The organism is Bradyrhizobium sp., from assembly GCF_049512235.1.
Taxonomy (GTDB): Bacteria; Pseudomonadota; Alphaproteobacteria; order Rhizobiales; family Xanthobacteraceae; genus Bradyrhizobium.
The window spans coordinates 1-19,478 of record NZ_JBEKXH010000075.1 but is presented as its reverse complement, the minus strand read 5'-3'; the positions used below and the strand labels follow the sequence as shown (position 1 = coordinate 19,478).

General features: G+C 62.6%; 20 protein-coding genes. 11 read left to right on the top strand and 9 right to left on the bottom strand.

Translation table 11 applies throughout. The features are described 5' to 3' along the window. From ABSG20_RS09830 to fabD, 6 genes are all read right to left on the bottom strand, one after another. On the bottom strand, window positions 1-554 hold a 554-nt coding region (locus ABSG20_RS09830; RefSeq protein ID WP_423864308.1), incomplete at its 3' end, for a YicC/YloC family endoribonuclease. A gap of 106 nt (window positions 555-660) precedes the next feature. Continuing rightward, window positions 661-1,926, bottom strand: coding sequence for an endolytic transglycosylase MltG (gene mltG / locus ABSG20_RS09825; RefSeq protein ID WP_423864307.1), 1,266 nt, complete (start codon window positions 1,924-1,926; stop codon window positions 661-663). Between the two features lie 130 nt (window positions 1,927-2,056). After that, window positions 2,057-3,322: a beta-ketoacyl-ACP synthase II gene (fabF, locus tag ABSG20_RS09820; protein WP_423864306.1), complete on the bottom strand. Its 1,266-nt coding sequence runs from the start codon at window positions 3,320-3,322 to the stop codon at window positions 2,057-2,059. A 96-nt stretch (window positions 3,323-3,418) separates the two neighbouring features. Beyond that, window positions 3,419-3,658, bottom strand: coding sequence for an acyl carrier protein (locus ABSG20_RS09815; protein ID WP_006610957.1), 240 nt, complete (start codon window positions 3,656-3,658; stop codon window positions 3,419-3,421). Window positions 3,659-3,957: 299 nt separating this feature from the next. Beyond that, a complete protein-coding gene (gene fabG / locus ABSG20_RS09810) occupies window positions 3,958-4,695 on the bottom strand; it encodes a 3-oxoacyl-[acyl-carrier-protein] reductase (protein ID WP_423864305.1) in 738 nt (245 codons plus the stop codon). 17 nt (window positions 4,696-4,712) lie between these two features. Next, the gene (gene fabD / locus ABSG20_RS09805) at window positions 4,713-5,672 is read right to left on the bottom strand and encodes an ACP S-malonyltransferase (protein WP_423864304.1); all 960 of its coding nucleotides are present in this window, start codon (window positions 5,670-5,672) and stop codon (window positions 4,713-4,715) included. A gap of 53 nt (window positions 5,673-5,725) precedes the next feature. Here fabD and ABSG20_RS09800 point away from each other — a divergent pair, with 53 nt between their 5' ends. From ABSG20_RS09800 to rplI, 5 genes are all read left to right on the top strand, one after another. Then, complete coding sequence (locus tag ABSG20_RS09800; protein WP_423864303.1) at window positions 5,726-7,246, top strand: diguanylate cyclase; 1,521 nt, start codon at window positions 5,726-5,728, stop codon at window positions 7,244-7,246. Window positions 7,247-7,439: 193 nt separating this feature from the next. Beyond that, complete coding sequence (gene rpsF / locus ABSG20_RS09795; protein ID WP_423864302.1) at window positions 7,440-7,916, top strand: 30S ribosomal protein S6; 477 nt, start codon at window positions 7,440-7,442, stop codon at window positions 7,914-7,916. Between the two features lie 5 nt (window positions 7,917-7,921). Further along, window positions 7,922-8,161: a 30S ribosomal protein S18 gene (gene rpsR, locus ABSG20_RS09790; RefSeq protein ID WP_002711478.1), complete on the top strand. Its 240-nt coding sequence runs from the start codon at window positions 7,922-7,924 to the stop codon at window positions 8,159-8,161. 196 nt (window positions 8,162-8,357) lie between these two features. Then, window positions 8,358-9,332, top strand: coding sequence for a DUF2232 domain-containing protein (locus tag ABSG20_RS09785; protein WP_423864301.1), 975 nt, complete (start codon window positions 8,358-8,360; stop codon window positions 9,330-9,332). Window positions 9,333-9,387: 55 nt separating this feature from the next. Beyond that, window positions 9,388-9,990, top strand: coding sequence for a 50S ribosomal protein L9 (gene rplI, locus ABSG20_RS09780; RefSeq protein ID WP_423864300.1), 603 nt, complete (start codon window positions 9,388-9,390; stop codon window positions 9,988-9,990). Between the two features lie 119 nt (window positions 9,991-10,109). Here the strand turns inward: rplI and ABSG20_RS09775 are convergent, their stop codons facing one another. Then, window positions 10,110-11,153 (bottom strand): hypothetical protein, encoded by a 1,044-nt coding sequence (locus ABSG20_RS09775; protein ID WP_423864299.1) that lies wholly within the window; start codon window positions 11,151-11,153, stop codon window positions 10,110-10,112. Between the two features lie 294 nt (window positions 11,154-11,447). On the opposite strand from ABSG20_RS09775, the gene ABSG20_RS09770 reads away from it, so the two are divergent. The 5 genes from ABSG20_RS09770 to ABSG20_RS09750 all read left to right on the top strand — a co-directional run bounded on the left by ABSG20_RS09770 (window position 11,448) and on the right by ABSG20_RS09750 (window position 17,055). Then, the gene (locus ABSG20_RS09770; protein ID WP_423864298.1) at window positions 11,448-12,698 is read left to right on the top strand and encodes a cyclopropane fatty acid synthase; all 1,251 of its coding nucleotides are present in this window, start codon (window positions 11,448-11,450) and stop codon (window positions 12,696-12,698) included. Between the two features lie 362 nt (window positions 12,699-13,060). Beyond that, a complete protein-coding gene (locus tag ABSG20_RS09765; RefSeq protein WP_423864297.1) occupies window positions 13,061-13,183 on the top strand; it encodes a hypothetical protein in 123 nt (40 codons plus the stop codon). A 293-nt stretch (window positions 13,184-13,476) separates the two neighbouring features. Beyond that, the gene (locus tag ABSG20_RS09760; RefSeq protein ID WP_423864296.1) at window positions 13,477-14,979 is read left to right on the top strand and encodes a replicative DNA helicase; all 1,503 of its coding nucleotides are present in this window, start codon (window positions 13,477-13,479) and stop codon (window positions 14,977-14,979) included. A 50-nt stretch (window positions 14,980-15,029) separates the two neighbouring features. Then, entirely contained in the window at window positions 15,030-16,229 is a 1,200-nt protein-coding gene (gene alr, locus ABSG20_RS09755) for an alanine racemase (protein ID WP_423864295.1), read from the top strand. Window positions 16,230-16,284: 55 nt separating this feature from the next. Next, window positions 16,285-17,055, top strand: a complete 771-nt coding sequence (locus tag ABSG20_RS09750; protein WP_423864294.1) for an exodeoxyribonuclease III — start codon at window positions 16,285-16,287, stop codon at window positions 17,053-17,055. Here ABSG20_RS09750 and ABSG20_RS09745 read toward each other — a convergent pair. Then, window positions 17,052-17,507: a hypothetical protein gene (locus ABSG20_RS09745; RefSeq protein WP_423864293.1), complete on the bottom strand. Its 456-nt coding sequence runs from the start codon at window positions 17,505-17,507 to the stop codon at window positions 17,052-17,054. The two genes, ABSG20_RS09750 and ABSG20_RS09745, sit on opposite strands and share 4 nt — an antisense overlap. Before the next feature lie 45 nt (window positions 17,508-17,552). Beyond that, a complete protein-coding gene (locus tag ABSG20_RS09740) occupies window positions 17,553-17,828 on the bottom strand; it encodes a hypothetical protein (protein WP_423864292.1) in 276 nt (91 codons plus the stop codon). A 221-nt stretch (window positions 17,829-18,049) separates the two neighbouring features. On the opposite strand from ABSG20_RS09740, the gene ABSG20_RS09735 reads away from it, so the two are divergent. After that, on the top strand, window positions 18,050-19,444 hold the full coding sequence (locus tag ABSG20_RS09735; protein WP_423864309.1) for an adenylate/guanylate cyclase domain-containing protein: 1,395 nt from the start codon (window positions 18,050-18,052) through the stop codon (window positions 19,442-19,444). Window positions 19,445-19,478: the final 34 nt, after the last annotated feature.

The following is a 19,478-nucleotide window of genomic DNA, read 5'->3' as shown; positions in this document are numbered from 1 at the left end:
GCGTCAGGCTTGCGTCCCGGAGCGGCCTCGGCTTTTTGCGCCAAACGCTCGATCTCATCCATGCGTTGTGAAAGTATGTGTCCGAGCGCCACGCCTTCACGCTGGCGCATCCCAACCAGGCTGGCGAGCGCCTGTTCAAACGACGCCGCCGCGGCCGCCTTCGCAGCCAGATCTTCCGCTTCGTCGCTTTCCGGCTCAACGAGTTCAACGACGCCCTTGATTGCCAATAGCCCATCGATGCTCGGCGCCACCGCATCGATCTTGCCGGCGAGTACTCCGGCAACTCTGACGATCGACGCCAGCACCTCCTCGTTGATACGGACCGATGAGACCGCATTGCTGCGCTTGACGCTCAGATTGGCGTACACGGTGCCCCGCGACAGCACCTCGCCGGCGCGCTTCTTGGCCGACGCCTCGATGTCGTCCCAGCCAGGCGGCAACCGCATCCGCAGGTCAAAGCCCTTGGCATTGACCGATTTCAATTCCCATTCGAATGCATAGGGTCCGCTGGCGCCGTGACTTCGGGCAAAACCAGTCATGCTCGACAACGCCATCAAGTGCAATTCCCCCGGCAGTTAAGGATGCGAGATTCGCTAGCAGGAACTGCGCGACCTTAGAGCGTTTTCGGGCAAAGTGGAATCGCTTCTGGGCGGTGCCGCGCTAACGCTGAACCACCGGAGGAGGAGCCGCCGACTGCGCCGCGCCTTGCCGGGCTGCCGGGGCAGCACGAACGGGCTTTTTCGCAGGCGCGGGCTTGGTGGTGGTGGCCGTCGGGCTGGCATCGGCCGGCGCGCTCGCCGCGGCCGGCGGCGGGGGATCGTCAGCCGGTTCGACCGTGTCGTTCTGAATCTGCTTTTCCATCGTTCGCAGTTTGGCGACGTTCTTCTGATGCTGCTCGTAAGTGTCGCTGAAAGCGTGGCCACCGGAACCGTCCGCGACGAAGAACAGATCGCGGGTACGCGCCGGATTGGCGGCGGCTTCCAGCGAGGCCCGCCCGGGATTGGCGATCGGCCCGGGTGGAAGGCCTTCGACCACATAGGTATTGTAAGGCGACGGCTGCTGGATTTCGCTGCGCTTGATCGGCCGCCCCAGCGTCCCCTTGCCGCCGACCAGCCCATAGATGATGGTGGGATCGGACTGCAGCTTTATTTTCTGTCGCAACCGGTTGACGAACACCGCGGCGACGCGGCTGCGCTCGTCGGCCTTGCCGGTTTCCTTCTCGACAATCGAGGCCAGCGTGACCAACTGCTCGGGTGTCTTGATCGGAAGATCCGGACTGCGGCGTTCCCAGATCTCGGCAAGCACGCGCTTTTGCGCCTGCTGCATGCGCGCAATCACCTGCTCGCGGGTGGTGCCGCGCGGGAATTTGTAGGTTTCGGGCAGCAACGTGCCCTCGCGCGGCATTTCGTGCACCTCGCCCGCAAAGATATCATTGTCCGAGAGCCGGCCCATGATCTGTTCGGACGTCAGTCCTTCGGGAATTGTGACGGCGTGCTGAACCACCTTGCCCTCGACCATGGTGCCGATGACGTCGCGCAGGCTGACGTTCTTCTGAAACAGATATTCGCCGGGCTTCAGATCCGAGCGCGCCTTCAGCGCAAACACACTGCCGATGAACGCCCAGCGATTATCGTCGATGACGCCTTCACGCTGCAGGATATCGGCGATATCCGTCATTCCGGCGCGCGCGGGAATGTTGACGATCTTGTCTTCCTGCAAAGGGCCGGGGGCTTCGATCTTCTGCTTTCCGTAGATATAGGCGCCGCCGGCACCGAGCATCAGGACCAGCACGATGGTGATGACGGCATTGCCAAACACAATGAAGGGATTGCGGGCGCGCTCGGACCGCCTCGGCGGAGGCGGGACCTGCTCGGGCTCCAGCGCTGCGCGCGGACTCCGCGGCGAAATGGGCGGCCTTTCACTCATCTATGCAACCTGAGTCCTGTCGGTTTAATCACGGCTTCGCGAAATTACCGCGAGCCGCCGTTAGTCTACGCCCGCATCTAGGATTCATCACCGAATACGGCGAAACGGTGGACACTTCTTGCCGACCGCGTCAGTTGGCCACGCGCTGCAGGATCACGGAGGCGTTGGTGCCTCCGAAACCGAACGAATTCGTGAGCACGATATTGATCTCGCGCTTGCGCGGCGCTTGCGGCACCAGATCGATTGCGGTCTCCACCGATGGATTCTCGAGGTTAATTGTCGGCGGGGCGACGTTATCACGAATCGCGAGAATGCTGAAAATCATCTCGATCGCTCCCGCGGCGCCAAGCAGATGCCCGGTCGACGATTTGGTTGACGACATCGACACTCTGGAGGCTGCATTGCCCAACAGCCGTTCCACCGCACCGAGTTCGATTTCGTCGCCGATCTGAGTGGAGGTTCCGTGGGCATTGATATAGTCGATATCGGAAGCCGTTATCGCCGCGCGCTTCATCGCCGCGCTCATGCTGCGGAAGGCACCGTCGCCATCCGGCGCCGGAGACGTGATATGATAGGCGTCGCCGGACAATCCGTATCCGATTACTTCCGCGTAGATTCTCGCGCCGCGCATCTTGGCGTGCTGGTATTCCTCAAGCACCACCACGCCTGCGCCCTCCCCCATGACGAAACCGTCGCGATCCCGGTCATAGGGACGCGAGGCTTTTTCCGGAGTATCGTTGAAGCCGGTCGACAGCGCCCGCGATGCACAAAATCCGGCCATCGCCAGCCGGCAAATCGGCGATTCCGTTCCACCAGCCACCATTACGTCGGCGTCGCCCAGCGCAATCAGCCGGCTGGCATCGCCGATCGCATGCGCGCCGGTCGAACACGCAGTCACCACCGCATGGTTGGGACCCTTGAGGCCGTGCTCGATCGAGACGTAACCCGAAGCCAGATTGATCAGACGCCCGGGAATGAAGAATGGCGATACCTTGCGCGGGCCGCGCTCCTTGAGCAGCAGCGCGGTATCGGCGATGCCGGACAGGCCACCGATACCCGAGCCGATCATCGTGCCGGTGGCGCAACGATCCTCCTCGGTGGAAGGATGCCAGCCGGCGTCATCCAACGCCTGGCGCGCCGCGCACATGGCAAAAATGATGAAATCATCGACCTTGCGCTGATCCTTCGGCTCCATCCACTGGTCGGGATTGAACGAACCGCCGGTGCCGTTGCCCCGCGGGATCACGCAGGCAATCCGGCTGGTCAGATCGGAGACGTCGAACGTCTCGATCTTCCTGGCACCGCTCTCGCTGTTGAGAATGCGCGACCATGTCGTTTCGACGCCGCAGCCGAGTGGCGACACCATGCCAAGGCCCGTGACGACCACCCGCCTCATATCCAGCACTCCAGCCCACGATTCGCGGCACCAACAACAAGCCGGTGAACCGTTCGACACGAGCCGTCCGGCATCGTCAGCACCGCCCGCGGGCGTTCAGCTCTTAGCGTTCTTTTCAAGGAATTTTGTGGCGTCGCCCACGGTCAAAATGGTTTCCGCGGCATCGTCGGGAATCTCGCAACCGAATTCTTCTTCAAACGCCATGACGAGCTCGACGGTGTCGAGGCTGTCAGCGCCGAGGTCATCAATGAAGCTCGCGTTGTCGACCACTTTCTCGGGTTCTACACCTAGGTGTTCGACCACGATCTTCTTAACCCGCTCGCCAATCTCACTCATCGTTCAACCTCGTGCCTGTTCCCATTAGTCCCGACCCCAAGACGATACGAGCCGTCCTGGTCGTTAAACTTTCCTTCGCAATCGCGCATCGTCTTGATTTGGCCCCGTCCTAGCCGACAAAGGCCCGGCGAACGACGGCCGGCTCAGTACCGCCAATATACAGGGATTTAAATCCCTGCAATGGCGTTCTTTGCCCATCCGTTCGTGGTTCGGTTATCATACTTCACAAGCCTTGACTACAAGCCTCGATCGGCAATCGGATCCGGTCTTCCCGGCCGCCCCGGGGCCCACTAACCGGCTCAAATCATGGCCATTCCGCCATTGACGTGAATCGTCTGCCCGGTGACGTAAGCGGCTTCGTTCGAACTGAGATAGACCGCCGCCGCAGCGATTTCCTCAGCTGTTCCGAGCCGCGCCGCAGGAACCTTCGAAAGGATGGCTTCGCGCTGTTTCTCGGTAAGTACATCCGTCATCGCCGTCTTGATGAATCCGGGTGCGATGCAATTGGCGGTGACATTCCGCCTGGCGTATTCCGCCCCCAGGGTCTTGATCATGCCGATCAGTCCCGCCTTCGAGGCGGTATAGTTGCCCTGGCCCGGATTGCCAGTGACACCAACGACCGAGGTGATGGCAATGATACGGCCGAAACGCTTGCGCATCATCAGTTTGGTCGCTGCCCGGGCGAGCCGGAACGTCGCGGTCAAGTTGACCTTGATGACCTCGTCCCAGTCCTCATCGCGCAATTGCACGAACAGGTTGTCCCGGGTAATGCCGGCATTGGCGACGAGAATATCGACCTGGCCCATGGCTCGTTCTGCCGACGGTACCAATGCCTCGACCTCGGCAGCGTCGGAGAGATTGCAGGGCAGCACGTGGACCCTCTCGCCCAGCCTGCCGGCAAGGCCATCCAGCACCTCGCGCCGGGTCCCGGAAATGGCCACCGTGGCGCCTTGCGCATGCAACGCCTGCGCAATGGCGGCACCTATGCCGCCGGTCGCGCCGGTGACAAGTGCCATTCTGCCGGTCAGATCGAACATGATCATCTCCCCCTCGCTCAGGCCGTTTGCGCGGCCGCGAGCGCGTCTCTCGCCGAGACAATATCATTCGGGCCGGCAACCGAAATACCGACGGCGCCGTCGGAGATGCGCTTGACGAGTCCGCTCAGTACCTTGCCCGCGCCAATCTCGAAAAACCGTGTGACCCCCTGGCCCGCCATGTAAGCCACCGATTCGCGCCAGCGCACGGTACCGGTGACCTGCTCGATCAGGCGGCGACGGATCTCGTCCGGATCGGTTATCGGCGCAGCCAGCACGTTCGAAACCAGCGGCGAAACCGGACGCCTGATGGTGACGCCGGCCAGCGCGGTTGTCATCACGTCGGCAGCGGGTTGCATCAGGCGGCAATGAAAGGGCGCCGAGACCGGCAGCAGCATGGCGCGCTTGGCGCCTTTGGTCTTGGCGATTTCAAGCGCGCGCTCGACGGCGGCCTTGTCGCCGGAGACCACCACCTGCCCGCCGCCATTATCGTTGGCGGTCTGACAGACCTGGCCCTGCGCGGCCTCGCCAGCGACCGCGACCGCGGTCTCATAGTCAAGGCCAATCAGGGCGGCCATGGCGCCGGCACCGACCGGCACCGCCTTCTGCATGGCAAGGCCACGGGTGCGGAGCAGGCGCGCAGTGTCGCTGATGCTGAGGCTGCCGGCGGCAGCAAGCGCCGAATATTCGCCGAGTGAGTGCCCGGCCACGAAGGCGGCGTCCCGCCCGACTGAGAAACCGGCCTCGGTCTCCAGCACGCGCAAGGTCGCGAGCGAGACCGCCATCAATGCCGGTTGGGCATTTTCGGTGAGCTGCAGGGTCTCCGCCGGGCCGTCCCAGACGATGGCCGTCAGCTTTTCGCCAAGCGCCGCATCGACCTCGTCGAACACGGCGCGGGCGGCCGGGAAAGCCTCCGCCAGCGCCTTGCCCATGCCGACCGCCTGGGAACCCTGCCCTGGAAAGGTAAATGCTGCGGTCATAGGCGCCCCTGAACGTCGCAATAAATCCCCCAAAGCTGGCCCGTAAGACACCGATGACGGCCGTGCTGTCAAGCGCCAGCCGGTCTGAAACAGGTTCGTCCCGGCCTCGTTCTGCAAGCTGGCCGAGCTCGATCGACCCGCTCGAATACGGAGAAAAGGGTCCAAAAAGTCCACTGCCGGCACGCGAAGTTAACGCTGATGGAAATCGGGAGCCGATTTTAAGGCGCGATAAATCCCTGCGGACCAACGTGAACGAAATGGCGGCCGAACTCAAAAAAATTATGTCGAAAGGTTCAGATCAGGACGAGCAGCCGAAGCGTTCGGGCCAGCGTTTGCAGGCCTGCGTCGCTTGGCTCGTCGCAGGACCCGCTGCGCCTCCCCCCGACGTTCAGCGCGAACTGCTTATTCAAAGCCTGACCAAGACAAAGACGCTGGTCGCGTCGGTCGTGGTCGTTTCGCTGACGGCGTCGATCGTCGTGGCCATGACCGCAGCACCATGGGCTTATGCATGGGTCCTGGCGGTGATATTCACCGGCGGCATCAGGATCTGGTTGATGAATGCCTTGCTAAAGGCCTATGCCGCGGGAGCCGACGGAAAAATCACCGCTCCAATTCTTGCGGGACTGGCCTATTTTGGCGTTACCTCCGCCGGCTGCTATCAATGTGTCGCATCCGGTCAATGGGATCTGGTTTCAATAGCGGGTTTCGGCCTTGCCAGCTTGATCGGGGCAGTCTCATCGCACCATGCGGGCACTCCGCGTTTGGCCTTGCTTTTGGTATGCTTGTTGGCCGCACCTTTTTCGCTCGGGTGCCTGATATCGCCAGTGCCCCATCTGTTCATTCTCGGCATCCAGCTTCCAGTATTTGCCGCCGCCGTCATTTTTGGGATGTTTCAGAGTTACGTGGTCTTGATCAACCTGCACCAGTCCGAGCGTGAAAACCGCCGGCTGGCCCAGCGCGATGTGCTCACCGGCCTGCCGAACCGGGCCCTGAATCTGAAACATTTCGACCAGCTCCTCGCCGGCCTGCGTTCTGACCATGGCATGCTGCGCCAGGAATTTATGGTGTTCTGCCTCGATCTCGATGGCTTTAAGGACATCAATGACAGCTTCGGTCACGCCGCAGGGGACGCTGTTCTTGTTGCCGTGGCGCAACGCCTGCGCGACAGCGTTCGTGCCGTCGATTTCGTATCCCGCATTGGGGGCGATGAATTCGTCATCCTGCTGCCTGCCATCACCCCCGAAGCGGCCGCCGACATTGCCGCCCGCATCATTGCCTGCGTCTCGTCACCCTTTGACATTGGTCTTCCGGCGCCGGTACGTGTCGGGGTAAGCATCGGAAGCGCTTGCGCGCCTGGGGATGGCGAAACCACCGATGAACTGCTGCGGTCGGCCGACCGTGCGCTCTACGAAGCCAAAAGGCTCGGCAAGGGCATTTTTGTTGCCCATGACGCCCTCAAGGTCGCGCTCGCTCCCATGGCCGACGCCGAGATGGCCGGCTTGGAACGACGGGAAAAGGGAACCCATCCCTTGTCTCCCTTGTCTCCCTTGCCATTTCCATCAAAATCCGTATAACCCGCGCCATCCGTGGATCCCGGCCGGGAGCTGAACGGACGGTCTCAGCAAATCTCCTTTTCAGGTGATGTTGATGTGACAGGGCCAGTTGGCCCGTCGTCCCGTGCTGCCGCCTTCTGAGCATGTCGAGTCCTTTCCGAAGGGTTCGAAGGGCTTGCCGCCGGGAACTGCGCCAACACTGGAAAGGACACCCATGCCCTTTTATGAGCATGTTTTTCTCGCGCGTCAGGATGCGAGCACCCAGCAGGTCGAAGAACTGACCACCCAAATGACCGGCATCGTCGAGCAACTCGGCGGCAAGGTCGTAAAGATGGAAAACTGGGGCGTACGTTCGCTGACCTACCGGATGAACAAGAATCGCAAGGCCCATTTCGTGCTGCTCAACATCGATGGTCCTTCGGCGGCGGTCGCCGAGATCGAGCGCCAGGAGCGGATCAGCGAGGACGTGATTCGCTATCTCACGGTTCGCGTCGAGGAGCATGAGGAAGGCCCCTCGGCGATGATGCGCAAGGCCGATCGCGACCGCGACCGCGATGATCGTGGTGGTGGATTCCGTGGCGACCGCGACGGCGGATTCCGTGGCGACCGCGATGGCGGCGGCTACCGCGGCGACCGCGACCGTGGTCCGCGCCGCCCGCGCGATGACGCCGATGTAGTCATTGAGGAGTAAGGATCATGGCTGAAGCAGGTGCACGCCGTCCGTTTTTCCGCCGTCGCAAGACCTGCCCGTTCACGGGTCCGAATGCGCCGAAGATCGACTACAAGGATTCCAAGCTGCTGATGCGTTACGTTTCCGAGCGTGGCAAGATCGTGCCGAGCCGCATCACCGCCGTCTCCGCCAAGAAGCAGCGTGAACTCGCGCGCGCCATCAAGCGCTCGCGTTTCCTAGGTCTGCTGCCCTACGTCATCCGCTAACAAGCACGCCCTCGGGCTTGACCCGAGGGCGGGTACCGGTTTCCCGGCTGGGATCATGCTCAAGTAAAAGACCTTCTTGATCTGCGGCGCCAGCCTGCGGATTTTATTATTCTTCATGAGGCTCCCGGGTCGTCCGGTTGCCGATGGTTGGGGTTGACGAAGAACCTCTAACCGCTCGAAGGGAGCGGGACAGCTGATGATCGCGATCGTTCTCATGGCTATAGCGGCCGGCAGCGCGTCGGCGCTGATGTTTGCGTCGATCATGTCCGGCGCGCTGATCTCGCTCTTGCTGTTCTACCTGGCGCCGCTGCCGCTGATGGTCGCGGCCCTTGGCTGGGGACCGCTCAGCGCCACCATCGGCGGCATCGCGGCGGCCAGCGGTCTGATACCGGTTTTCGGCCTTCCCTATGGCATCGCCTTTGCCGTGATGGTCGCACTTCCGGCCTGGTGGCTAGGACACCTCGCCCTTCTCGGGCGGCCAATGACCAATGGCGTCGCGCCAGGCGATGGCGCCGCACCGGTTGCGCCGGATCTGGAATGGTATCCGGTCGGCCGCATCCTGCTCTGGATATCAGGCTTTGCCGCACTGACCACGATGGCGACCCTGCTCACCCTTGGCACTGACGCCGAGACCATCACCGGCGCGCTGCGGCAGTTCTTCCTCCGAGTGATCGGACCGCACAGCGCAGCGCCTGCCGGCGACACCGGGCAATTGATCGATGCGCTGGTGACGATCGCGCCGGCCGGGGCCGTGATCTTCGCCACGGTGACGTTGACGCTCAATCTCTGGCTCGCTGCCAGGATCACGGCGACCTCCGGACGGCTGCATCGTCCCTGGCCCGACCTGAACAGCGCCAATCTGCCGCCGATGACGCTGGCGGCTTCATGTGTCGCCATCGCGCTCTGTTTTACCGGCGGACTGACCGCGATGCTGGCGCTGATCGTCACCGCGGCCCTGATGATGGCCTACGCGCTGATCGGCTTCGCGGTGCTGCATACGTTGACGCAGACATTGAAAAGCCGCGCGTTCTGGCTCGGCGCCACTTACGCGGTCATGGTGGTGTTCGTCTGGCCGGTTTTGGCGATGGTGTTTCTTGGACTCGCCGATGCTGTTTTCGGGATTCGCCTGCGCATTCTGCAAAAGAGGCCGCCACCTCTTCCCGCGTCCTGAACCCTGGTCTTCAACCCAACCCCCGGTTCCTCGTCACTTCAAAAGGAGAATAAACATGGAAGTCATTTTGCTGGAGCGCGTCGCCAAACTCGGCCAGATGGGCGAGGTCGTTCGCGTCAGGGACGGATTTGCCCGCAATTTTCTCTTGAAGCGCGGCAAGGCGCTGCGCGCCACCACGGACAATCGCGCCAAGTTCGACGGCATGAAGGCCGAGCTCGAGGTCCGCAACCTCAAGGCCAAGGGCGAGGCAACCAAGGTGGCGGAAAAGATCGACGGCCGCAACGTGGTGGTGCTGCGTCAGGCTTCCGAGACCGGTCAGCTGTTCGGATCGGTGACCGTTCGCGACATCATCGCGTCGTTCGAGAGCGACGGCGTCACCATCAGCCGCAGCCAGGTCATGCTGGACGCACCGATCAAGACCATCGGCAAGCACAAGATCGCCATTGCCGTGCACCCGGAAGTCGAAGTCGGCGTGAGCGTGACGGTCGCACGCAGTGCGGATGAGGCGGAACGTATCAATCGCGGCGAGGACATCTCCACCCGGCAGGAGGATCAGGACGCGGCCGCCGAAGCGCTGGCCGCCGCCGGCGAATTCTTCGATCCGGAAGCCCGCCGCGACGATTCGGAACCGCCGCAGGACGCGGCCTCGGATAACTGACGCCTGCACTTTCGCTCATGCCTGATCGAACCTGCCCGGGCCCGGTCCGATCAGGCCCGGGATTCTTAAAGGCTCGATCAAGCCGCCCCCGCGGGCGGCTAATCCGCGCTCATGAATCCCTATTGGGAGATCGGCGGTGCCGGCGGTCCCGCAGGGGCGATCGGTGGTGGGGGCGGCACCGACGCCGTCACGGTCGGGGGAGCAGGCTGTGCCACAGGTGCTGACGGCTCGGCGGCCGGCTCCGGCACCCCTTCGGAGAGCGCAGCTGAATTCGCTGGGGAAGCCGGCGGCGCCGGCGTAACCGGGGGAACCGGGTCGGGCCGCAGCGAGGGGGTCTCGCCGCTGGCTCCCTCTTTCGGGGGTTCGATCCCAGCAGACTCGGATTTCTTCTCGCCTGACGGCTTGGCGCCCTCTGATTTGCCGCTATCGACCTTGGCGGTGTCGCTCTTGGCTGCATCCTGCTTGACCGCCTCGTCATTCGGCGGCTCTTCCCCGCGCGGCTCGGCCTTGGGAGGCTCCTCGCCGCCGGTCTTGCCGCGCTTGCTCAGTCTCTGCTTGGCAGCCGATTTGCGGCCATCGGGGCCGCGGTCATTCGTGGTCAGAGCCGGAACCTGACCCTCGGCCGCTGGCTTTGTGGCGTCGGGCGACTCCCCCGTCCGCGCCAGACGCTTGGCATAGTGGCCACGTCGTCCGGCCTCGCCTTGCGGGGAAGATCCATCGGCTTCCGGTTTGGCCGCATCCTCCGCGTCGGGCCTGGCAGGCTCCTGCTGGGACCCAGCCGAACGCAGTCTGTGGCCGAACCGGTCGAGTTGCTCGGCCAGACCGCTGGGTTTGGCCTCCATTTTTTCATCCTTGGCCGACTTGGCCTGGGTCCCGGCGAAGCGGGTATCGGAGGCCCCATTGGATGTCAGGTAGGCGCTGAGCAGCGAGGCCATATCTGGGCTGGTGGTGTAATGCTGGCGCAGGAAGCCTTGGAGAGAACCGGGGGATACGGTCTTCAACAGACCCCGCGGCCCCTTGTGGCAGGCGGTACAGGCGCCCGCAAAAATCTGGCTCGGGCTCTTGCCGGCCTCGAGATTTTGCGCAAGTGCCGGGGCCGAGGCCGCCGCGAAACCGCCGATCAGAAGCGTTACCGTCGCCAAACTGAGCGCTCGGCTCAACATCCCAGAGTTCTCCAGTTAGGTCGGAAATCGCTCCCAGCACCCTGGTCAGACACTGGAGGCGGTCACCTTTTAGCCGATTATCCCGCGAATGGAAGCGCACTTATCACGCAACTGCGTGAATATGGCATTCCGGATTATCTGCTTTGTCTACAAGGTACTAGCGCACTGGAGCCATCACACTTATGATAAGTCGAGGCATCCGGGAAGGATCGGGAAGCAATATGACCCGCATGCGTCAAGTATGAGGCCACAGCAGTGTAGCGTTTTGCGGGACCGCTTGGTTCGGTGCTTTCGATGGACCATTTGTTGCGTTTTTTTCTTACCCAGTTCATTCGCCGCGGCGCAATGAACTTCACAACCGCTGGCGGAGGTAAATTCAGCTGCGGCGACGGAACCGGCGAGCCGGTGTCGGTACGCTTCCTGACCGCAGACGCCGAGCGCCGGGTCCTCATCAACCCGGAACTGGGGCTTGGCGAAGTCTACATGGAAGGTTCGTTCGTCGTCGAGAACGGCTCGATTGCGGACGCGCTGGCGATCTTGATGGATCAGCCGGAAATATTGCCGCGCTGGGCCAAGCTGCAGTGGTGGCTCCGGTATCTGGCTAGGCGTACCCAGCAGTTCAACCCCCGCGGTCGTTCAAAAAACAACGTCGCACGCCACTACGATCTCGACGGGCGGCTTTATTCCCTCTTTCTCGATGCCGACAAGCAGTATAGCTGCGCCTATTACGAGACACCGGATGCGACCCTGGACGAAGCCCAACTCGCCAAGAAGCGTCATCTCGCCGCCAAGCTGTTGATCGGGCGCGGCGACAGCGTGCTCGATATCGGCTCCGGCTGGGGCGGGCTCAGCCTTTATCTGGCTGAAATGACCGGCGCCAACGTCACCGGCGTCACGCTGTCAACCGAGCAATTGCAGGTCTCGAATGCCCGCGCGGCCGAGAAGCATCTGACGCGCTCGGCGAAGTTTTTCCTGGAGGACTACCGTGACGTGGCCGGACCGTTCGACCGGGTCGTGTCCGTGGGCATGTTCGAGCATGTCGGCGTGGACTTCTACGAGACTTACTTCAGGCGCTGCGCCGAGCTTCTGACCGATGACGGCGTCATGCTGCTGCATTCGATCGGCCGTTCCGACGGACCCGACGTCACCAATCCCTGGATTGCGAAATACATATTCCCCGGCGGCTACATCCCTGCGCTTTCCGAAGTGATACCCGCAATCGAGCGCGCCGGTCTTTTGGTATGCGATATCGAGATCCTGCGGCTGCATTACGCGGAGACCCTGAAGGCGTGGCGCGAGCGGTTCATGGCGCGGCGCGATGAGGCGGTGCAGCTCTATGACGAGCGCTTCGCGAGGATGTGGGAATTTTACCTGGCCTCCTCGGAGATGTCGTTCCGCAAGCAGAACCTGATGAATTTCCAGATCCTGCTCACCAAACACCAGGGCGTGGTGCCGATGACCCGGGACTACATCACGCGCGAAGAAAGTAGGCTGCGCGGGGTCGAACGGGACCAGCGTCCGCGGCTGCAGCTCGCCGGCGAATAGCCTGGTTGCGCGGGCTGAAATGCCGGGCGCCATAAGGGCATGGCGGTGCCGGACGAGACAGCTGCGCGCCGAGGGCAACCAGTATCGAAGGATCGCAGGGCTCCGCGCGTGATTCCGGGCGAGAAACCTCGTCCATGGCATCGACCAGCGCCGACAGCCACAACCGCTCGCCGTCTCCCCATCGCCATGGCTGCAGTCGTTGGCCCATCCCGTTACCCCTCAAGCGGCCTCCGCAAGCCCGCGCCACGAATAACGCCGACATCTCCTGCCGGTTCCCGAAACAATCATGCGCCCGTAAAGAAAGCCGGGCAAATGTAAGCCGCTTCACATAAATCCCGGCCGGCTTGACCTAAAACTTCAAAATGGCCAGGAAGACCTATCAACCGTCATTCGACCCGCAGGGCGACATCGGCACCGACTACGCCTTGATCGCCGCCGGCGTCGGCGCTGCCTTGATCGCGCTGATCTATCTCATCCTGACCTGATCCAGCCGCTGCCACCACCGCTCGCCCTGGGGGTGAGTAGGCGTTCGCGTCGCCAGGTTCATTCCCCGCCGAAATTCTTTGGGTTTTGATCGAATGGACGGGCGCTGGCGGGCAGAATCTCGCGAAAAACCGGTCAAGCGCAAATCTGCCGCAGCCACTGGATTCTCAACAGGCATTGTGTGAATCGGGCATAAGGCGTGTTGATGCTTTCGCTGCACCCGGGAGTGGCGCTTTATCGCCGGCCCGCACCCGCCAAAGTCCCAGAACGTCAACCTTCAGAACAATCGAGCACCATGGCCAACCCTGATTCGAACGTTCTCAAACTCGCCCCCGACGCGGGATCGCCGGCCTATCGGAGCGCACCGCACAATATCGAGGCGGAACAGGCCCTGCTCGGCGCCATCCTGGTCAACAACGACGCGTTCTACCGGGTATCGGACTTTCTCGAGCCGAAACATCTGTTCGAGCCGATCCACCAGACCATCTACGAGACCTCGGGCAGCCTGATTCGGATGGGCAAGATCGCCACCCCGGTCACGCTGAAGACCTTCCTCCCGGCCGAAACCGACATTGGCGGCATGACGGTCGGCCAATACCTTGCCCGCCTTGCCGCAGAGGCGACCACCATCATCAATGCCCAGGATTACGGGCGAACCATCTACGAATTGGCGCTGCGCCGCGATCTGATCCGGATCGGCGAGGACATGGTCAATGTCGCCTTCGATGCCCCGGTGGACTTCGCGCCACGCGCGCAGATCGAGGATGCCGAGCGCAGGTTGTACGAGCTGGCCGAGTCCGGTCGCTATGATGGCGGCTTCCAGCGCTTCGCACAGGCCCTCACCGTGGCCGTCGATATGGCGGCCAAAGCCTTTCAGCGCGACGGCAAGCTGTCCGGCATTGCCACCGGCCTGCGCGATCTCGACATCAAGATGGGCGGCCTGCAGCCCTCCGATCTCGTCATCGTCGCCGGCCGTCCCGGCATGGGCAAGACCGCGCTCGCCACCAATATCGCCTACAACGTGGCAAAAGCGCACCGCGCCGAGGTTCAGGCCGACGGTACCATGAAGTCCGTCAACGGCGGCATCGTCGGTTTCTTCTCCTGCGAAATGTCCGCCGAACAGCTCGCTACCCGTATCATCGCCGAGCGCACCGGCATCCCCTCCAGCACGATCCGCCGCGGCGGCATCACCGAGAGCGATTTCGAAAAGATCCGCGATTACTCGATCGAACTGCAGTCGCTGCCGTTCTATGTCGACGAAACCGGCGGGCTTTCGATTTCGCAGCTCACCGCGCGGGCACGACGGCTGAAGCGGCAAAAGGGGCTCGACCTCCTGGTGGTCGATTACATCCAGCTGCTGCAGGGTTCGGGCAAGCGCGGCAACGACAATCGCGTGCAAGAGGTCACGGAGATCACGACCAGCCTCAAGGCGCTCGCCAAGGAACTCAATGTCCCGATCATCGCGCTGTCGCAGCTGTCGCGGCAGGTCGAGAGCCGCGACGACAAGCGTCCGCAATTGTCGGACCTTCGTGAATCCGGTTCGATCGAGCAGGACGCCGACGTGGTGATGTTCGTGTTCCGCGAAGAATATTATCTGGCCAACAAGGAGCCCCGCGCCGGCACCCCGGAATACGAAAAATGGCAGCTCGACATGTCGCTGGTGCATGGCAAGGCCGAAGTCATCATCGGCAAGCAGCGCCATGGCCCGACCGGCACCGTGGAACTGCAATTCGAAGCCAGCCTGACGCGGTTCGGCGATCTGACGCACGACGGCCAGCTGCCCGACCGAACCTACTGACCGGGAGCGGCGCGGTTGAACCACCGCGACCCCAGGCGTAAAGTTAAGGCATGAACATCCTTTCCGACCCGAAATCGATCCCGGCCGGCGGTTCGCTCGCGCCCGAAGCGGATCCGGCGGCCACCCTCGCCAGCGCAACCGGCGTGCTCACGGTCGATCTCGATGCCATCGTTGCGAACTGGCGCAAGCTTGAAAAGACCGCCGTGCCGGCCGAATGCGCCGGTGTCATCAAGGCCAACGCCTATGGCTGCGGGCTCGATCCGGTGGCGCGCGCGCTCGCCGCTGCCGGCTGCAAGACGTTTTTCGTCGCCACGCTCGATGAAGCACGTGCCGCCCGCGCCGCCGTGCCGCAAGCCGCCATCTATGTGCTCGATGGCTTTTTCCAGAACTGCGGCGACGCCTACGCCCGGATCGACGCCAAACCTGTCATCGGGGACCTCAGTGAACTCGCCGAATGGGACTTGTTTTGCCGGCGCACCGGCTGGAGCGGCGGCGCGGCCGTCCATATCGATACCGGCATGAACCGGCTCGGGCTGACCATTGCGGAGGCCCAGAGCATTGTGCCGCGGATCAATGCCGGCGACCACGGCATTGCGCTGGTCATGAGCCATCTCGCCTGTGCCGAGATGCTCAATCACCCGCTCAATGCCAGGCAACTTGCAAGCTTCCGCGAGATCGCCGGTCTTTTCTCCGGCGTGCCGGCTTCGCTGTCGAATTCGTCGGGCATTTTCTTGGGTCCGCCATTCCAGTTCGACCTGGTGCGGCCGGGGGCTTCGCTTTACGGCGTCAACCCGACGCCCGAAGCCGACAATCCGATGCAGCCGGTCGTCGATCTGAAGGTTCGCATCGTGCAGACCCGCAACATCGAGCGCGGCGAAAGTGTCGGCTATGGCGGGACCTGGACCGCGCGGCGGCCGACCAGGCTTGCGATCATCAGCGCCGGCTATGCCGATGGATATTTCCGCGCCGCCAGCGCCAATGACGGCACCCGCGGCGCCGAGGTGGTGGTCGCCGGCAAGCGCTGCCCGATCGCCGGCCGCATCTCGATGGACCTGATCGCCATTGACATCACCGAGCTGGAGAAAAACGCCGCCCGGCGCGGGCAGATGGTGACGCTGATTGGCGAGGGCCTCACGGTCGACGAACTGGCGCACCATTTCGGCACCATCGGCTACGAGGTTCTCACCAGCATGGGCTCGCGCTACGCGCGGATCTACAAGGGCGGCGCGATCGAGGGCGCGGCCGGTTAGCGCCCACTGTTCTACTTTCTTGCCGGCACCGGCGAACTGGTCGGCTGTTCTGACCATGAAAATCGCAACCTTCAACATCAACAACATCAACCGGCGGCTGCCGAACCTGCTGCGATGGCTGCGCGCGGCAAAACCCGACATCGTCTGCCTGCAGGAATTGAAGTCGACCGACGCGGATTTTCCGCTTCGCGAGATCGATAAGGCCGGCTACGGCGCCGTCTGGCGCGGCCAAAAGACCTGGAATGGCGTCGCGATCCTGGCGCGGAACAAGGACCCGGTGCTGACCCGGACCGAGCTGCCGGGCGATCGAGGCGACCAGGAGGCGCGTTATATCGAAGCCGCCGTCGGCGGCATCATCGTCACCAGCCTCTATCTGCCGAACGGCAATCCGCAGCCCGGGCCAAAATTCGACTACAAGCTCGCCTGGTTCAGGCGCCTCCAGCTCCACGCCGCGAAATTCGTCAAACAGGACATTCCCGTGGTGCTGGCGGGCGACTACAACGTCGCACCGACCGAGCTTGACATCTATCCGACGCGGTCGTGGGACAAGGATGCGCTGATCCAGCCGAAAAGCCGCGCCGCGTTCAAATCGCTGCTGGCGCAAGGCTGGTGTGACGCGATCGGCGACACTTATCCGGCAAAGCCGATGTACACCTTCTGGGATTACAAGCGGAACCGCTGGCCGCGCGACGCCGGATTGCGGCTCGATCATCTGTTGCTGAGCCCGAAGCTTGCGCCGCGCCTGGTCAAGGCTGGCGTCGATCGCAAGATACGGGGCGAACAAGGCGCCAGCGACCATGCCCCGGCGTGGATCGTTCTGCGTTAAACCGCCGAAAGCCGCCTTGTGTTATCAGCGACATGCTGGCGGTAGCGGCCGATGATGGTCGCTGGCGTCGCGCCGGCCATCAGGCTTGCACCCGCCTCGAACATGGCGTCGACCTTCTCGCTCACCATCAGACAGGCTTCGCGGTCGGCCGCCGCGTCGGCATTGGCGAATGCCGCGAAACGCAGGCGAATGACCTCATAGGATTCGAATGCCAGCATGGTGCTGGCGAACCACGGACAGCAATCGGCCGCTTCAGCAAAGAAAGAGTTCATCGCATTTACCCCATACTTTTGAATTCGATGAAAGATCAATACGCGCCAAATTTTAAGGAGTAGGCCGCGCGGCCTCTTGCATCTATAGCCGCTTTGGTACTGGCGGTTAACCAACATAAGGTTGCCCGCGGCCAGCCATGCCCGGCCATGACGGCCGGTTGCGTCTGCGATGCCGGGCATCTACGGATGGGCTTGCGCGTTCGCACGCTCGCTCCTGATGGTGAGTCAGGCGGCAAGACGCCTTGCATTCGCCGCGACGTGCTCGCGATAACGGCCGACAATGGTCGCCGCGGTCGCGCCGGCCATGACGCTGGCACCGGCTTCGAACATCGCATCGACCTTCTCGCTCACCATGAGACGGGCTTCGTGCTTCGCATCGTCATCGCCGAACGCGAATTTGTTAAGCCGGAGATGAATGACCTCGAAGGCTTCGAACGCCAGCATGATGCCGGCAAACCACGGGAAGCCGCCGACAAACGGGATCGTGGCGGGATTTTTCATCGCGTGTTCCAAAGCTCTTGAATTCGAGATCATATGAATGCGCTTCGATTTTGGAGGACTCGGGCTGCGAGACCTCGCTATTGTCGGCTCGACTGGTAGCGATGGACAACCAAGCGCTTGCGTTATGGTTCCCTTTGCCCTCCATGCCGCAGCGATAAAAGAGCAGCTGAGACATGCTGAGGGGCCCAGGTTTCGCACGGGGGAGTGACGGCTTGAGTGCAATGGCGGAAGCAATCGAAATTCCTTATGCCGGCGACGCGGCGGCTGGCCGAACCGATGTCCGGCAAGATACGCGTAAATTTGCCGAGGCGGCTCTTGCCGACAGCAAGCGCGAGGGACTGCAGCTCGCCGTTCGCGCGCGCTGGATTGCATTGGCGGTGATCGCGGTCACCCTGCCGATCAGCAATCCCAACCTTGACGTCATCTACTACATCCTGATGCTGGGTTTCTTTGCCGCGATCGGCTGGGCCCAGCTCAAGGTCGGCAAGGCCGGCCGGTCCTGGCCGGAACTGTTCTTGATGTCTGGCGATCTGGCGCTGTTGACCTTCATCGACATCGTGCCCAATCCCTGGAGTACCGCGAACTGGCCCATCGGGATGCAGTTCCACATCAACACGTTCATCTATTTCTTTGTGCTGCTGGCGGCCGCGACGCTGGCCTATTCGTGGCGGACGGTTTTCACCATGGGCGTCCTGACGTCTGTGCTGTGGGTGGCCGGCGTCAGCTGGGCTTGGCTGCAACCCGTCACCCATGCGGCGCTGTCGGAACGTATCCGAGCTGCCGTAGGTTCCGATCTGCGCATGTTTTCGCTGATCGACCCCGCGGCGATCGATATCGGGGCCCGGGTCCAGGAAATCACGGTCTTCCTGATCGTCGCCTTCACGCTTGCACTGGCGGTGCGCCGGTCAAATCGCCTGCTGATCAGCCACGCCGGGATCGAACGCGAGCGTGCCAACCTTGCGCGCTATTTCTCGCCGAACGTGGTTGCGGAACTGTCTGGAAACGATGAGCCCCTGAAGCAGGTCCGCACCCAGAATGTGGCGGTGCTGTTCGCCGATATCGTCGGCTTTACCAGGTATGCCGACGGCCGCAGCCCGACCGAGGTGATTGCAACGCTGAGACTGTTTCACCAGCGGATGGAGCAGGAGGTGTTCCGGCATTCGGGAACGTTGGACAAATATCTCGGCGATGGATTGATGGCGACCTTTGGCACGCCATTTGCGGGCGACAACGATGCCGTCAACGCCTTGCGCTGCGCAGAAGCCATGATCGGTTCGATCGACGAACTGAACCGCGAACGGAAACCCCGCGGCGAACCGCCGATCCAGCTCAGCCTTGGCCTGCACTACGGTCAGGTCGTGCTGGGGGATATCGGCTTGAACCGGCTCGAATTCGCCGTCATCGGCACCACCGTGAACATCGCGAGCCGGCTGGAGTCGATGACCCGCGAATTGGGATGCGCGCTGATCGCCAGCGACGACCTCGTGCAGAGGGCGCGGACGGAGAAGAGCAGTGCGAGCATCGACCTCGGCAATCTTGTCGAGCAGCCGGCCCAGACCGTCCGCGGCATCGAGCAACCGGTCGGCATCTGGACTCTGGGCGCGGCCGCCGTTTAGCGGTGGGATGGGTGCAGCCCGTAGGATGGGTTGA

What these genes read in the sequence shown, in the direction of transcription:
- ABSG20_RS09745 (WP_423864293.1), bottom strand. Translation starts at nt 17,507, where the DNA reads ATGCCCGGCATCGCAGACGCAACCGGCCGTCATGGCCGGGCATGGCTG.
- fabF (WP_423864306.1), bottom strand. Translation starts at nt 3,322, where the DNA reads ATGAGGCGGGTGGTCGTCACGGGCCTTGGCATGGTGTCGCCACTCGGC.
- fabD (WP_423864304.1), bottom strand. Translation starts at nt 5,672, where the DNA reads ATGACCGCAGCATTTACCTTTCCAGGGCAGGGTTCCCAGGCGGTCGGC.
- ABSG20_RS09750 (WP_423864294.1), top strand. Translation starts at nt 16,285, where the DNA reads ATGAAAATCGCAACCTTCAACATCAACAACATCAACCGGCGGCTGCCG.
- fabG (WP_423864305.1), bottom strand. Translation starts at nt 4,695, where the DNA reads ATGTTCGATCTGACCGGCAGAATGGCACTTGTCACCGGCGCGACCGGC.
- ABSG20_RS09735 (WP_423864309.1), top strand. Translation starts at nt 18,050, where the DNA reads ATGGCGGAAGCAATCGAAATTCCTTATGCCGGCGACGCGGCGGCTGGC.
- ABSG20_RS09815 (WP_006610957.1), bottom strand. Translation starts at nt 3,658, where the DNA reads ATGAGTGAGATTGGCGAGCGGGTTAAGAAGATCGTGGTCGAACACCTA.
- ABSG20_RS09775 (WP_423864299.1), bottom strand. Translation starts at nt 11,153, where the DNA reads ATGTTGAGCCGAGCGCTCAGTTTGGCGACGGTAACGCTTCTGATCGGC.
- ABSG20_RS09765 (WP_423864297.1), top strand. Translation starts at nt 13,061, where the DNA reads ATGGCCAGGAAGACCTATCAACCGTCATTCGACCCGCAGGGCGACATC.
- ABSG20_RS09740 (WP_423864292.1), bottom strand. Translation starts at nt 17,828, where the DNA reads ATGAAAAATCCCGCCACGATCCCGTTTGTCGGCGGCTTCCCGTGGTTT.
- ABSG20_RS09800 (WP_423864303.1), top strand. Translation starts at nt 5,726, where the DNA reads ATGACGGCCGTGCTGTCAAGCGCCAGCCGGTCTGAAACAGGTTCGTCC.
- ABSG20_RS09770 (WP_423864298.1), top strand. Translation starts at nt 11,448, where the DNA reads ATGGACCATTTGTTGCGTTTTTTTCTTACCCAGTTCATTCGCCGCGGC.
- mltG (WP_423864307.1), bottom strand. Translation starts at nt 1,926, where the DNA reads ATGAGTGAAAGGCCGCCCATTTCGCCGCGGAGTCCGCGCGCAGCGCTG.
- rpsF (WP_423864302.1), top strand. Translation starts at nt 7,440, where the DNA reads ATGCCCTTTTATGAGCATGTTTTTCTCGCGCGTCAGGATGCGAGCACC.
- rpsR (WP_002711478.1), top strand. Translation starts at nt 7,922, where the DNA reads ATGGCTGAAGCAGGTGCACGCCGTCCGTTTTTCCGCCGTCGCAAGACC.
- ABSG20_RS09760 (WP_423864296.1), top strand. Translation starts at nt 13,477, where the DNA reads ATGGCCAACCCTGATTCGAACGTTCTCAAACTCGCCCCCGACGCGGGA.
- rplI (WP_423864300.1), top strand. Translation starts at nt 9,388, where the DNA reads ATGGAAGTCATTTTGCTGGAGCGCGTCGCCAAACTCGGCCAGATGGGC.
- ABSG20_RS09785 (WP_423864301.1), top strand. Translation starts at nt 8,358, where the DNA reads ATGATCGCGATCGTTCTCATGGCTATAGCGGCCGGCAGCGCGTCGGCG.
- alr (WP_423864295.1), top strand. Translation starts at nt 15,030, where the DNA reads ATGAACATCCTTTCCGACCCGAAATCGATCCCGGCCGGCGGTTCGCTC.